A 12,715-nucleotide genomic window follows, 5' to 3' on the forward strand; every position below is an offset into this window, starting at 1 on the left:
TCAGAGTTCTCCCAGATAGGCGCGGCGAACGTCGGGGTGGGCGAGCACGGTTCCCGTCGGGCCGATGGCCAGCAGCTTGCCGTAGTCGAGCACTATGGTCTCCTTGCACATCGCCCGGATCAGCTCGACATCGTGGTCGATCACCAGCACTTGCGCGCCAAACTCGGCCGGAACGCGCAGGATGAGTTCTCGCAGCGTGTTCCCCTCCTCCTCGGTCAAGCCCGCTGCCGGCTCGTCGAGCAGTATCAGCTTTGGTTTGCCGATGATGCATTTGCCGAGCTCGACAAGGCGCCGCTCGAAGAGGTTTAGCGATTGGCCGAGCCGGTCGCCAAGCGCCCCCAGACCGACGAAAGTCAGCGCCTCGTCTATGGCCTCGTGCCTGTCGGGTGCTGCCACGACGTGATCGGCGATCGCCTTAAGATTGCCGCGGACCGTCAGGTCCTCGACCACCTGCTCCGTCTGAAAGGAACGGCGCAGGCCGTGCCGCACGCGCTGCAGGGGCGTCATGGCGAGCAACGGCTGTCCACCAAGCATGACATTGCCGCGCACCGGCGTCACGAAACCCGACAGCACGTTGAGCAAGGTCGTCTTGCCGGCCCCGTTGGGGCCGATGAGCCCCGCAACCGGCGCGGTCAGCGTTGCGGTCAGGCCGTTGATCGGCCTTACGCCGCCGAACTGCACCATCACATCTTCGATGACGATCATTGCTCCCTCCCCGCTGCCCGGCGCAGCCGGCTGGCAAGCGCGGCGATCTGGCCGGCGATGCCGGAGGGGGCCGTCGCAAGCGCGTGGAACAGCGCAACGCCAAAAATGCCGATGGTCATGTAACCGTCCATCCCCAGATCGGTCAGCAGCGCCGGAATCGCGCGCAGCAGAAGGCCGGCGATCAGCGCACCGTACCAGTTGAACACGCCGCCCACGATGGCGAGCGCAAACAGGTTCAGGCTCTCGAAGGCCCCAAAGGCGCGGCCATCGAGCTGGCCGACATTGCCGGCAAGCAAGGCGCCTGCGATGCCGGCTAGGAAGCCGCTCAGCGCGAAGGCCCAGGCTTTGTAGGTCAGGACATCAACACCACTGGCCACCGCAACCGTTTCGCCCTTGCGGATCAAGGTCCAGGCGCGTCCCGGCCGCGACAGCTTGTGCCATTGAGCGACCAGCAGCCCGATCCCCGTCACAGCGCAGACATAGAGGAAATAAGCAACCGCCCCATCGGCGAGATCTGGCCGCGGAAGCATTGCACGGCCCGAACCGTCGGCACGGCCCAAAAAGCCTGGCCCGCCATCGGGAAAGCCCCAGGCGCTGATGACGATCTGGAACGCACCGGCAAGCATGAGGGTCACCAGAGCCAGATAAAGCCCGCGCAGGCGTAGGGCAGGAATGCCGAAGACGAGGCCAACGAACGAGGCGACGATGCCGCCCGCAAGCATGCTGACCTCGAAGGGCGGGTGGAATGCATGTCCGATCCGCAGCGTCACCCAGCCGCCTACGCCAACAAGCGCGAATTGGCAGAGCGAAACGAGCCCCAGCTGGCCATAGAGAATTGCAAGGCCCGCGACCGACAGCGACAGCGCCACGGTGGACGTCGCAGCTGACAGCCAGAACGAGTTGGCAAGACTTGCCACGACAAGCGCAAACACCGCCATCGTCAGCGGCACGTGGAGAAGCTGCTTCAGCGTCTTCGACGCGGGGGCGCGAGCCGGTAGCGCCTGCGCGGTCTGTTCAGAAGCGCTCATCGGTCTTTCAGCGCGGCCTTGGCCGTGCCCCCCAAAATCGTGACCGCGACGAGCGCGATGATGAACGGAGCTGCCGCCCGGTAGGGCGAAATCCAAGCGATCGGCGTAAGCACCGCCTCGGCAATCCCCACGAGCAGGCCGGCCATCGCCGTCACCCAAAGGGAACGCAGCTGACCGAGGATTGCCGCGGCAATGGCCGGGATGACCAGCAGGGTCAGGAAGGTGCCCTGCAGGCGCACGAGGTCGGCCAACAGTAGGCCGGCAAAACCGGAAAACACGCCGGTAATCACCCAAGCCGCCGTCTCGGTGTAAAGAATGCGCACGCCGAGGATCGCGCTCAGGTCGCGATCATTGGCAAGCGCGCGCATGTCGAGGCCAAGGCGAGTGCGGTTGAGCAGCAGCGTGATGGCGCCGACCATCAGCACAGCCAGGAAAATGGCGATGATGCGCGTATAGGTCAGGCGCACATCGAAAATGGAAAGGAACATCTGGTCGGTGGGAAACTGCAGCCGCCTTGGCAGCTCGCCCCAGATCATCCCCATCGCCGCGATCAGGACAAGCGCCGGCGCCAGCGTTCCCACCGCCCGCACCACCGTGTCACGTTGCGAAAGCAGGGGCGCAAAGACCCGGCCGTAGATGAAGCTGATTGCGGTCGAAACCGCCACCGCCGCGAGAATGGCGACGAATAGCGGCATCTTCCACTCGAGCGCCTGCCAGGCGACATGCGCGCCCATGGCTCCAAACGCGCCGAAAGCAAAATTCAGCACGCCCGTAGCACGGAAGAGAATGACGAGCCCCACGCCCGAAAGGGCATAGACGGCACCGATCCCCAAGCCGGAAATGATGAAGGGCAAAATATTCACGTGTCGATCCTTTCGGGTCGGACAGCCCCGCGGCCCTCTTCAGGCCGCGGGGTAGGACGGATGAACGGAAATCAGTTCAATCCGGCAGACTTTTCGTAGGCGCGGATGTCTTTCAGTTCCGGATCGGGCGACGGCGCGCAGTCGGACACCACCTTCCACTTGCCGCTTTCGCTGACGGCCATGCGCGTGGTGGAATTGGCATTGTGCCGGGCTTGGCCTTCGCCGAAATACCAGGGCGCGCAGAAGATATCGCTCTTGAAATCCTTCACCTTGCGAACAGCCTCGGCCGCAGTTTCGCGCGTGATGTTGGCAGGATCGAGCGTCATCAGCGCCTTTTCGGTGATGCGCGCGGCAAGGTAGCCGGCCTGGGCGAAAGTATCGCGCGGATCCGACTTCTGGCCGTATTCGTCCATTACGGCCAGCCAGTTCTGATTGTCTTCCGTGGTGGCCTCGAGGTCGTTGAATTCCATGTTGACATAGAACTTGCCGTCCCAGCCGGAGCCGATGGTCGAGGGGACCGAAAGGTCATATGCCGAAGCCGCGCTGAGGAAGGTGGTCGTTTGGTTGAGGCCCTGTTCCTCGGCCGCCGTGAGCAGCGGCACAGCAACGCCCTTGGACATGCCGAGCACGATCACGTCAGGCTTGCTCGCGGCCGCCTGGAGGATGATCGAGGTGGCGTCCGCCGAACCCGGATCCATCAGGATCGTCTCGGCCGCAAATCCCTTTTCCTTGGCCAACAGCATCACGCCATCGCAAGACCAGGTGCCAACATTCGGGATGTTGGGACCGATGCAGACCACCGACTTGGCGTTGAGCTTGTCCAGCGCATAGCCCATAGCACCCAGCATGGAGACGCGCGGACCCGCATTGGTGGGTGCGTAGTTGTCGGCAAAGAAGCACTCGCGCGGCACGCCGACGCCGGCGACCACCAGGATGCCGGCCTTCTTGTAGAATTCGGCATTGGCGCCGCATTCGACATAGCTGGAGTTGCCGACCATCAGCACGGCCTTCTGGTCGTCCACCAGCTTGGCGGCAAGCTGGGCTGCCGTTTCAGGATTCCACTGATCGTCCTCGACGAGATATTTGACGGGGCGTCCCTTGATGCCGCCATTGGCGTTCAGGCAGTCGAAATAGGCCTTGGCGGCCTTGGTTGAATTCGAGAAGTCGTCCGGGCCTGTCTTGCCGGTGATCGCGCCGATGATGATCGGCTCGCCGGTCGCCGCCTGTCCGCTGCCATCACCGCAGGATGCGGCCGCATGCGCGCTGAACGCCGAGCACAACGTCAAGGCCAGGCCGACCGCCAGCCCCCTAATCGATATCTTCATTGGTTTCCTCCTCCAGTTTTCGTTTGCAGGCTTTCACGGCCTCCTCGCCGCGTGCCATGCTTCAAGCCGCACGCTCCTTGCCGGTCATGAAGGCAGCGCAGCGCGCCGCGATCATCATCACGGGCGCGTTGGTGTTGCCCGAGACCAGCGTCGGCATGACCGAGGCATCGCAAACGCGCAGCCCCTCCACACCGCGAACCTTGAGATCATTGCCGACGACCGCCAGCCGATCGTCCTCGTGCCCCATTCGCGCCGTTCCGGCGGGATGAAAGACGGTCTTGGCCGTTTGCCGGATATAGTCGCGTAGCGCGACAGGATCCTTCTCAATGCCCGGCCTGGGCAGAACGCGGCGCTTGACAAGCTTTGCCAGCGCCGGCGCTTCAAGAATGCGGATGGCCGTCTCGACGCCGCGCACCAGGGTTTCGATGTCGGCAGGGTCCGACAGGAGATTGGCGTCGAACTCCGGCTTGTCGTTCGGGTTGGCCGTCTTCAGGCGGATCGTCCCGCGCGAGCGCGGGCGCAGATAGCAGGGGCCAATGCTGAGGCCGTGGCCCGGCTCCGGCTCGCGGTCGAGGAAGCCTATCAGCACCGGCAGAACATGGAACTGCACGTCCGGCTGGCCGGTGCCCGCCGTATCGACGAAGCCGCCGCATTCGACCACATTCGATGCGAGGAGGCCTCGATGGGAAACAAGATAACGGGCCATGTGGCCCACCGCGCGCAGACCCTTGTCGTGCCCAAGGATCGAGATCGGTTCACGCGTCTCCCCCTGCACCGGCACCTCGAGATGGTCCTGATAGTTGGCGCCGACGCCCGGCAGATCCGCCACGACCTCGATGCCAAGTGAGGAAAGGTGTGCACCGTCACCGATGCCCGAACGCTGCAGGATCTGCGGCGTGGCGATCGCTCCCGCCGTCAGCACGACCTCGCGCACGGCGCGGAAGACCGTGCCATCAGTAAGCTCGACACCCGTGGCGCGACGTCCCTCGAACAGGACGCGCGCCACCTTGCGCTCCGTCAGAACAGTGACGTTCGGGCGCTTTTCCGCGTCCCGCAGGAAGGCCTGCGCCGAACTCCACCGTCGCCCGCGATAGGTGGTGCTCTGATAAAAGCCGACGCCAGCCTGGTCGGCCCCGTTGAAATCGGGATTGCGCGGAATGCCGATCTCAGTCGCTGCCTGAATGAAGGCTTCGCTCAGCGGATGCCGGTGGCGCGGGTTGGAGACGTGCAGATCGCCGCTCTGCCCGTGAAAGTCGCCATCGAGGCTCTCATTGTCCTCCAGCGACCGGAAGGCCGGCAGCACGTCCGCATAGGACCAGCCGCGGCACCCCATCTGCGCCCAGGTGTCATAGTCGTTCCGGTGACCGCGAATGTAGATCATCGCATTGACCGAGCTGCCGCCCCCGAGCACGTTGCCCTGCGGGGTTACGCTCGGCCGTCCATTGAGCCCCTTCTGAGGATTGGAGGCGTAGGGATGAATGTCCCGTCCCTTGCTCAGAACCTTGAAGAAGGTCGCCGGTATGTGAATCCAGGGATCGCTGTCGCGTCGACCGGATTCAATGAGCAGGACACGGTTCGCCGGGTTCTCCGAGAGGCCCTTGGCCACCACGCATCCCGACGAGCCGCCACCCACGATGATGTAGTCGAACTCGGCCATGACTAGCTCAGAACCGTCTGGATGGTCGTGAACTCCTTCAGCCCTTCGGCGCCGAATTCCACGCCGATGCCGGACTGTTTGACGCCGCCGAAGGGCGCGTTCGGCTGGATGGCTCCGTGCTTGTTGATCCAGACCGAGCCGCATTCGAGTTGCAGCGCGTAGTGCTTGGCCTTTTCCGGATCGGACGACCAAACCGAGCCGCCTAGCCCAGCGGGATTGTCGTTCGCGCGGGCGATCACCTCGTCGATGTCTGTGTAGCGGATGATCGGCAGCGCCGGGCCGAACTGCTCCTCGTCCACAATGCGGAAGCCATGGTCCACGTCGGCTATGAGCGTGATCGGATAGAAATAGCCAGGCCGGTCCATCGGCTCGCCCCCGGTGAGGATGCGACCGCCTTTCGCCCGCGCGTCCTCGACGAGCTCGCGTACCTTGTTGAACTGCATCTCGTTCTGGATCGGGCCGAGAATGTTCGTTTCGTCGAGGCCGTCGCCGATGGCGATCTTGCCCGCATAGTCGACCAGCGCGTTGCAGACATCGTCATAGATGCTGTCGTGCACATAGAGCCGCTTCAGCGCTGCGCAGGTCTGGCCGTTGTTGATGAAGGCGCCCCAGAACAGGCCTTCGGCGATACGGGCCGGATCGACATCGGGCAGCACGATGCCGGCGTCGTTGCCACCGAGCTCGAGGGTCAGCCGCTTCAGCGTCGCGACCGCCGAAGCCATCACCTTTTTGCCGGTCTCAGTCGAGCCGGTGAAAATCATCTTGGCGATGCCAGGGTGCGCCGAAAGAGCCGCGCCAATGCTGTTTTCGCCGGTCACCACATTTACCACGCCCGCCGGCAGTATTTCGTTCATGATCTCCACAAGGCGGATGGTCGAAAGCGGCGTCATCGGCGACGGCTTGATGACGATCGTGTTGCCGGCACGAATGGCCGGGATGATGTGCCAGCAGGCGATCATCACCGGCCAGTTCCATGGTGTGATCGAGCCGACGACGCCGATGGGCTTGCGGTAGAGATCGACCCGCCCCTCATTGTCGTCCTGCAGGATCTCGACCGGAAGCGAGAGTTCCGCCGTGTGACGCGTCCAGGCCAAGGCTCCGCCGATCTCGAAGCGCGACCCAAGCCCGCTAAGCGGCTTGCCCTGCTCGCGAGTCAGAAGCTGGGCCAGTTCCTCGGCATGTTCGGAGATCTTCTCGGCAAGCGCACGGCAAGCTTGGGCGCGCTTCTCATCCGGCATGCGCGACCAACCGGCGAAGGCTTCCGCCGCCGCATCGACGGCACGGTCCAGTTCGGCCTCACTCGCAAGCGGCATGTAACCGACGATGTCGCCGTTCGACGGATTGCTGACCGGCGCATGGCTGGACACGGCAACACGCTCGCCCCCGATGAGCAGGGTATACTGCTTCACGATATGATCCTCCCGTAACTTTCGGGAAGGACTATGCGTGGCCCGTGCGTCCCGTGTCTTGGAGAGAAGCGCGCTCCGTCTTGGACAGGAACGCAGCGACGCCCTGCCCTTCGTTCAGGCGGATTTGCGCACCCCTTCGCCGCTCCGAAGAATGTCGGTCGGGGCGCAATCGAACAGCTCCTTGAAGCTGCGATTGAAATAGGAAATGTCGTTGAAGCCCGTCGAATAGGCGACTTCCGCGATCGTCCTCGTGGAGCGCTGTTCCTTGAGCTGTTCGATCCTTTCCTTGGCAAGGCGCAGCCGCTTGTCGCGGATGACGGTCGTGCAGGTCACGCCCATGCCCTGGAAATCCTGCTGGAGCGTGCGGATCGATATGCCGAGCTGCGTCGCCAGCCACTTGGCGCTGAGTTCGCTCTCTGTCAGATGGCGATCGATCAGCATGTCCACCATCTGCAGCCGTTTGGTGGCACTGTCATGCATCGAATGAAGGCACGGAGTGTCCCGCCCCGTCGACATGAAGGCCTGGCGGGTCGCATTGAACACCAGTTCCCGCAAATGATGCGAAGCCGCATTGCTCTCCGGGGTGGTCATGATCTTGGCGATCAGTGCCCTGAGCATCAGCGCCATCGGGTCGCCGGCGGCCAGCTTCCTCGCAACGTCGAAGTCGATCTTGCTCTCCGAGTACATCAGTTGGCGCGGCAGGTGAAGCGACAGGTGGTTGCTGAACTGTCCGCCGAAATAGAAGGTGGTGGGCCGCGTGGAGTCGACGAGGATGCAGTCGCCCACATCCAGCACATTCTGCTGGCCGGAATGCTCGACGCCGCAGATGCCTTCGAGCTGCAGGATCAGGAACAGGTGTTCCCTGTTGTCGCGGCGAATGTCGTCCCAGTCCCGGCTCACATAGTCGAGATCGTTCGAGACATGGGCGAACTCCATGCCGCAGACATCGATGCGGCTTGCCTTGCCGAGCACGAAGTCGTCGCGCTTCACCATATGCGGATTGAAATTGCCGCAGATGCTGCGGAGGTCGTCGGCCCATTCGTCATAGGTCACGGTGGGCCAATTGCGATGCACGAGGTTCTGATGCTGCAACAGTTCCAACTCTGCCTCCCAACAGTGTCAGATCCCTTCCGGGATTTTCTCCCGTTCTCCTGGCCCGGCCTCACCAAGATATAGCGAAGCACCGGAACGATGCTCACCCAGCCTGCACTGAATCTCCGAGGTATAGGTGGTGAAGGCGCTTCGGGTCGCGCGCCAGTTCAGCGCATCCGCCGTCATAGACGACCTGCCCGCGGCGCAGCACATAGGCGCGGTCGCCGATGCCCAAAGCGAGCGTCGCAAACTGTTCGACCAGGACGACCGCCATGCCGCCGTCCGCCAGCTTGCGCACGCCACTCATCAAGCGATTGACGACGACAGGCGCAAGGCCGGACGACATCTCGTCGACCATGATGACCTTCGGACGCCCCACCAGCGCACGCGCAATGACCAGCATCTGCTGCTCGCCACCCGAAAGCATGCCGGCCTTGACGTCCCGGCGCTGGACCAGCTCGGGGAACAGTTCATAGGCCTCGCCAAGACTAGCGTCGGGATGGAGCGCCACCTTCAAATTTTCCTCGGTCGTCATCTCGGGAAACACGGTGCGCCCCTGCTCGACATGGCGGAGCCCCGCGCGTGCCCGCTTGCCGGCGCTAGCGCCGGCAATGCTCGCGTTGTCGAGCACGATCTCTCCCGAAGCCGGAATGATGCCGGATAGTCCCTCGAGCGTCGTCGTCTTGCCCGCGCCGTTGGAACCCAGAACCACGCTGATCTCGCCGCTGCGTGCGACGAGGTCGATGCCCCGCACCACGGGGACGCCGCTGCGATTGACAATGAGGCCTTTGACTTCGAGCAACGTCATGCGGCCTGCTCCTCCAGTTCGACGCCCATATAGGCTTTCTGGACAATGACCGAGCCAAGCACGGCATCTGGTGCGCCATGCGCGATCTTGCGCCCGAAATCGAAGACCGTGATTGCCGAGCAGGCGCGGCGAACGAGATCCATGTCGTGCTCGATCAGCAGGACGGCACTGCCGAATTTTTCAGGGATCGCCGCGATCCTCTCGCCCAGCTTCAGCGCTTCGGCATAGGATTGGCCTGCTGCCGGCTCGTCGAGCAGAAGCACCGGTGGCCTTGAAGCAACCACGCCAGCCACGTCGATGAGCCTACGGGTGCCGGCATCCACGGTCGCGATCAGCGTCTCGGGGGACGGGCAATCGAACCATTCGAGGACAGCCTCGATCTCACCCGGTTTTATCCCCCCGGCAGCGAGGCGGATATATTCGCCGACCCTCAGCTCCGGCGCGATACGGGTGGTCTGCCAGCTGCGGCGCACGCCCGCCCTTGCCCGTGCGGTGGCGGAAAGCCCTTCGAGCGGGCGACCGTCGAGCCTGACCGAACCTTCATAGCGCGGCAGGAAGCCGGTTATGGCGTCGATGGTCGTGGACTTGCCTGCGCCATTGGGGCCGATGAGGCCGACCACAGTGCGCGACGGCACCGAAAGCTCGACCTTGTCGAGCGCGACCACATTGGCGTAGCGAACGGTAAGGCCGCTGACCTCCAGCGCCGTTCCCTTGGCATGAACTGCGGGCGCGGCCAACGTCGTCGTTGCCGTGCTCCGCTTCTGCCCTTTCAGCCTTGCGGGCATGAGCTTTGAGCCAAGACGCGCCCAGGTTTCGCTGATCGTCTCGCCCGTGCTCAGGGCCTGCACCGCACCAAGCGCGAAGAAGACATTGCCCACGTCCTGCGGCAGGCCGATGCGCCGCAAGAGTTCGGGAAAGAGCGTGATCATCAGGCCGCCGGCAATCGCGCCGAGCGTGAAATGGGCGCCGACCATCGTCGCCACCGCAAACAGCGCGAGCGACTGCATCATGTTGAAGTTTTCGGCGACCAGCGTGCCGAGATAGCCGGCCAGCAGGCCGCCCGAAATACCGGAGATGAAGGCGCTGATCGCAAAGGCGCTGAGCTTCGCCATCGGGATGCTGATGCCCTGCGCGGCAGCGGCACGCTCGGAGTGGCGGACCGCCAGCCAGGAGGCACCGAGCCGCGACCTGCTCAGGAATTCGAGCGCGACGGCGATGAGGCCATAGACGAGCATGATGAACAGGAAATAGCCCTTGTCGCTCTCGAACAGTGCCGGTCGCACCACCTGCGTGAAGGTGGTCTGGCCGGGATAGGTGATCGTGGCTAGGATCGTGTCGAAAGCCGCGGCAAAGCCCAGCGTGACGATCGCGAGATTAATGCCGCGCAGCCGTAGTGCCGGAAGCCCGATGACGATGCCCACGGGCACTGCGGCCAGGCCACCGAGTAGAACCCAGACGACGAGGCCGCCGGGCACTTCGTAGAGGTTGAGATAACCCGTCACCCAGGCACCCACGCCCGCAAACGACATCTGGCAGAGGGAGATCATGCCTGTTCGGCCCGTCACGATGCCGAGGCTCTGCAGCGCCACGCCGACGATGAACACGGCTGTGATCAGAAACAACCAGTATTTCGGCAAAAACAGCGCAGCTGCCGCCGCCAGGACTGCAAGCCATACGGCCGTTCTCAGCGCCGCCTTGATGCTAGCGTGCTTCATCCCAGCGGGCTCCTCTTTGCGACCACAAGAGGACCGCGAGAATGACGACGAAGGGGATCGCTCCCCGGTACTGGCTGAACGCGTCGAGACCGCTCGCAAGCCCTTCGATGACGCCGATCATCAGGCCACCGACAAGCGCGGCGCGGAAGCTGGTGAAGGCGCCGATCAGGGCGGCGGCGAGCGCCGGCACGACGAGAAGGCTGATCGACATGAAATCCGGCGAACGCAGCGGAGCGATGACCATCAGCGCAAAGGATGTGACCGCACCCATCACCGCCCAGACGCACAGGGCCAGAAGCTTGACCCGGATGCCGATGAGCTCGGCCGCCATGGGCCGTTGCGACAGAGCGCGCAACTGCAGCCCCATCCTGGTCCGCGCCAAAAACATTTCCGTCAGGACCGTGAACAGGACGGAGATTGCAATCGTCAGCACGGATGCCCGCGTCACCTCGACGCCGGCAAGCCGGAAGGCGGAACCCGCGACGATCTCGGGAAAATTGTGCGGATGCTGGCCGCCCGTCAGGCGCAGGCCGACGGCGATGATGCCGACCAGAAGAGCCGCGGTGACAGCCGCCTTGGTGGAGGCGCTGCTTCCCGCAAACCAGGTGGTCATCACCAGACCGATCAGGGTCGCGGCCAGCGCCCCGGCGGCGACGCCCGCCACGACGTCGACGGCAAGCGGAAAGCCGGCTTCGTAAAGCGCCACCATCACGAAGGTGCCGGCGGCCCCGATCGCGGCGCCGGTGAAGTTGACGACTGCGACGAGCCTGTAGTTAAAGATCGCGCAGACGCCGAGGATGGCATAGGCTCCGCCGGCCGAAAGGCCGGCTACCGCCGATGTCAGCAGAGAATTCATCGATAGGCTCCTTCAAGCCCGTGCATGCAAGGTCGCACCGCCGCCATTGGGACGGCGGCGCGGCGCTATCAATTCGCAGCCGGAAGCACGTACCAGCCGGAGCTCTTGGGCACCCACTTTCCTTCGGAAAGCGCCATCACCTTGGTCGCCTGCATCGGAGCATGCTTGGCGGCATCGCCAAAGACATATTCGCTGCCGGCGATCGAGTACTTCATCGGCTTGCCCTCGAGCAGCTTGGCGCCCAGCCTCTCGCGCGTCACCGGCCCATCCATGGAAGCGATCATATCGGCGAGAACCTTGGCGGCGAGGTATCCGCCCTGCGAGAAGGCAGTCTTCGGCAAGCCTGCCTTCTCCATCGTGGCCATCCAGTCGGCATTGGCCTCGTTGGTCTCGGTATAGGGCTCCCATTCGGTGCCGAGATAGACCGGCTGCTTGGTGTTCGGCAGCGCCTTGGCGACACCTTCGGTGTAGCCGGAGGCGAGGAACACCCAATCGATGCCTTCGATCTTCTGTGCATCGGCGGTGTTGATCATCTGCACAACGCCCGGCTCGACCTGGTTGGTCAGCACTGCGTCGCAACCAGCATCACGTGCCTTGATCAGGTAGGGCGTCAGGTCACCCTGCAGCGGCAGGGTCATGTCGACGAGGTGGATCTTCTTGCCACTCATCTCTTCCCAGCGCTTGACGGCCTGGGCATAGGCCTCTTGCGTGCCGCCTAGCACGATGAAGAAGGTGCACAGCTTCTCATCCTTCAGCTCCTTGCTCGCGTAGTCGAGCATGGCGGTCGTCAGCGTATACGGCCCGACGTTGACGGGCGCGATGGTGGGAGCATTGAAGCACATCGGATCGACACCCACGCCCTGCACCGACATCACATCGTTGCGCTTGTAGGTGCCTGCATTAACGGCGCAGTCCAAGAGGCTGGCGCCGCCGCCGAGAGCCACGACATTCTTATTGTCGATGAGATCGCGAGCAGCCTGCGCAGCGACCTGCGGATCGCCCTTGTCGTCGGCCATCGTGTATTCGATCTTGCAACCATTGATGCCGCCGGCCTCGTTGATCTGGTCGAACACGGCCTTGGCGCCCTTGGGGCCATCCGAGAAATCGACCGGGCCGGTGATGGTGGAAACGGACCCGAGCTGGATCGCTCCGTCGCATGACGGAGCGGCGAGGGCCGTGCCGGCCACGCCGAAATCGAGACATGCCGCACCCGCAATGAGTGCCAATGTGGAAAGGCGCTTCATTCTAAATCCCCTT

General features: G+C 63.6%; 11 protein-coding genes. All 11 read right to left on the minus strand.

Annotated elements, in window-relative coordinates; genetic code table 11:
- Positions 1-705 carry an ABC transporter ATP-binding protein gene (locus tag C7I85_RS24605; RefSeq protein WP_106726653.1) on the minus strand — a complete coding sequence of 235 codons (705 nt, stop codon included), beginning with the start codon at positions 703-705 and terminating at the stop codon, positions 1-3.
- Positions 702-1,733 carry a branched-chain amino acid ABC transporter permease gene (locus C7I85_RS24610; protein ID WP_106726654.1) on the minus strand — a complete coding sequence of 344 codons (1,032 nt, stop codon included), beginning with the start codon at positions 1,731-1,733 and terminating at the stop codon, positions 702-704. The genes C7I85_RS24605 and C7I85_RS24610 overlap by 4 nt, the downstream gene beginning before the upstream one ends.
- Entirely contained in the window at positions 1,730-2,596 is an 867-nt protein-coding gene (locus tag C7I85_RS24615; protein ID WP_106726655.1) for a branched-chain amino acid ABC transporter permease, read from the minus strand. Before C7I85_RS24615 ends, C7I85_RS24610 begins: the two co-directional genes overlap by 4 nt.
- Before the next feature lie 71 nt (positions 2,597-2,667).
- Positions 2,668-3,921, minus strand: coding sequence for an ABC transporter substrate-binding protein (locus tag C7I85_RS24620; protein ID WP_106726656.1), 1,254 nt, complete (start codon positions 3,919-3,921; stop codon positions 2,668-2,670).
- 61 nt (positions 3,922-3,982) lie between these two features.
- Entirely contained in the window at positions 3,983-5,578 is a 1,596-nt protein-coding gene (locus tag C7I85_RS24625; RefSeq protein ID WP_106726657.1) for a GMC family oxidoreductase, read from the minus strand.
- A gap of 2 nt (positions 5,579-5,580) precedes the next feature.
- Positions 5,581-6,987 (minus strand): aldehyde dehydrogenase family protein, encoded by a 1,407-nt coding sequence (locus C7I85_RS24630; RefSeq protein ID WP_106726658.1) that lies wholly within the window; start codon positions 6,985-6,987, stop codon positions 5,581-5,583.
- A gap of 114 nt (positions 6,988-7,101) precedes the next feature.
- Positions 7,102-8,088, minus strand: coding sequence for a helix-turn-helix domain-containing protein (locus C7I85_RS24635; RefSeq protein ID WP_106726659.1), 987 nt, complete (start codon positions 8,086-8,088; stop codon positions 7,102-7,104).
- A gap of 94 nt (positions 8,089-8,182) precedes the next feature.
- A complete protein-coding gene (locus C7I85_RS24640; RefSeq protein ID WP_106726660.1) occupies positions 8,183-8,887 on the minus strand; it encodes an ABC transporter ATP-binding protein in 705 nt (234 codons plus the stop codon).
- Complete coding sequence (locus C7I85_RS24645; protein WP_106726661.1) at positions 8,884-10,602, minus strand: ABC transporter permease subunit; 1,719 nt, start codon at positions 10,600-10,602, stop codon at positions 8,884-8,886. The genes C7I85_RS24640 and C7I85_RS24645 overlap by 4 nt, the downstream gene beginning before the upstream one ends.
- Positions 10,589-11,458 carry a branched-chain amino acid ABC transporter permease gene (locus C7I85_RS24650; protein WP_106726662.1) on the minus strand — a complete coding sequence of 290 codons (870 nt, stop codon included), beginning with the start codon at positions 11,456-11,458 and terminating at the stop codon, positions 10,589-10,591. The genes C7I85_RS24645 and C7I85_RS24650 overlap by 14 nt, the downstream gene beginning before the upstream one ends.
- 68 nt (positions 11,459-11,526) lie before the next feature.
- The gene (locus tag C7I85_RS24655) at positions 11,527-12,702 is read right to left on the minus strand and encodes an ABC transporter substrate-binding protein (protein WP_106726663.1); all 1,176 of its coding nucleotides are present in this window, start codon (positions 12,700-12,702) and stop codon (positions 11,527-11,529) included.
- Between the last annotated feature and the right edge of the window lie 13 nt (positions 12,703-12,715).

This window comes from Pseudaminobacter soli (ex Li et al. 2025) (assembly GCF_003012705.1).
Taxonomy (GTDB): domain Bacteria; phylum Pseudomonadota; class Alphaproteobacteria; order Rhizobiales; family Rhizobiaceae; genus Pseudaminobacter; species Pseudaminobacter soli.

Bases quoted from the DNA above. Each gene is read 5' to 3' on its own strand.
- C7I85_RS24605 (WP_106726653.1), bottom strand. From the start codon at position 705: ATGATCGTCATCGAAGATGTGATGGTGCAGTTCGGCGGCGTAAGGCCG.
- C7I85_RS24610 (WP_106726654.1), bottom strand. From the start codon at position 1,733: ATGAGCGCTTCTGAACAGACCGCGCAGGCGCTACCGGCTCGCGCCCCC.
- C7I85_RS24620 (WP_106726656.1), bottom strand. From the start codon at position 3,921: ATGAAGATATCGATTAGGGGGCTGGCGGTCGGCCTGGCCTTGACGTTG.
- C7I85_RS24625 (WP_106726657.1), bottom strand. From the start codon at position 5,578: ATGGCCGAGTTCGACTACATCATCGTGGGTGGCGGCTCGTCGGGATGC.
- C7I85_RS24640 (WP_106726660.1), bottom strand. From the start codon at position 8,887: ATGACGTTGCTCGAAGTCAAAGGCCTCATTGTCAATCGCAGCGGCGTC.
- C7I85_RS24645 (WP_106726661.1), bottom strand. From the start codon at position 10,602: ATGAAGCACGCTAGCATCAAGGCGGCGCTGAGAACGGCCGTATGGCTT.
- C7I85_RS24650 (WP_106726662.1), bottom strand. From the start codon at position 11,458: ATGAATTCTCTGCTGACATCGGCGGTAGCCGGCCTTTCGGCCGGCGGA.
- C7I85_RS24655 (WP_106726663.1), bottom strand. From the start codon at position 12,702: ATGAAGCGCCTTTCCACATTGGCACTCATTGCGGGTGCGGCATGTCTC.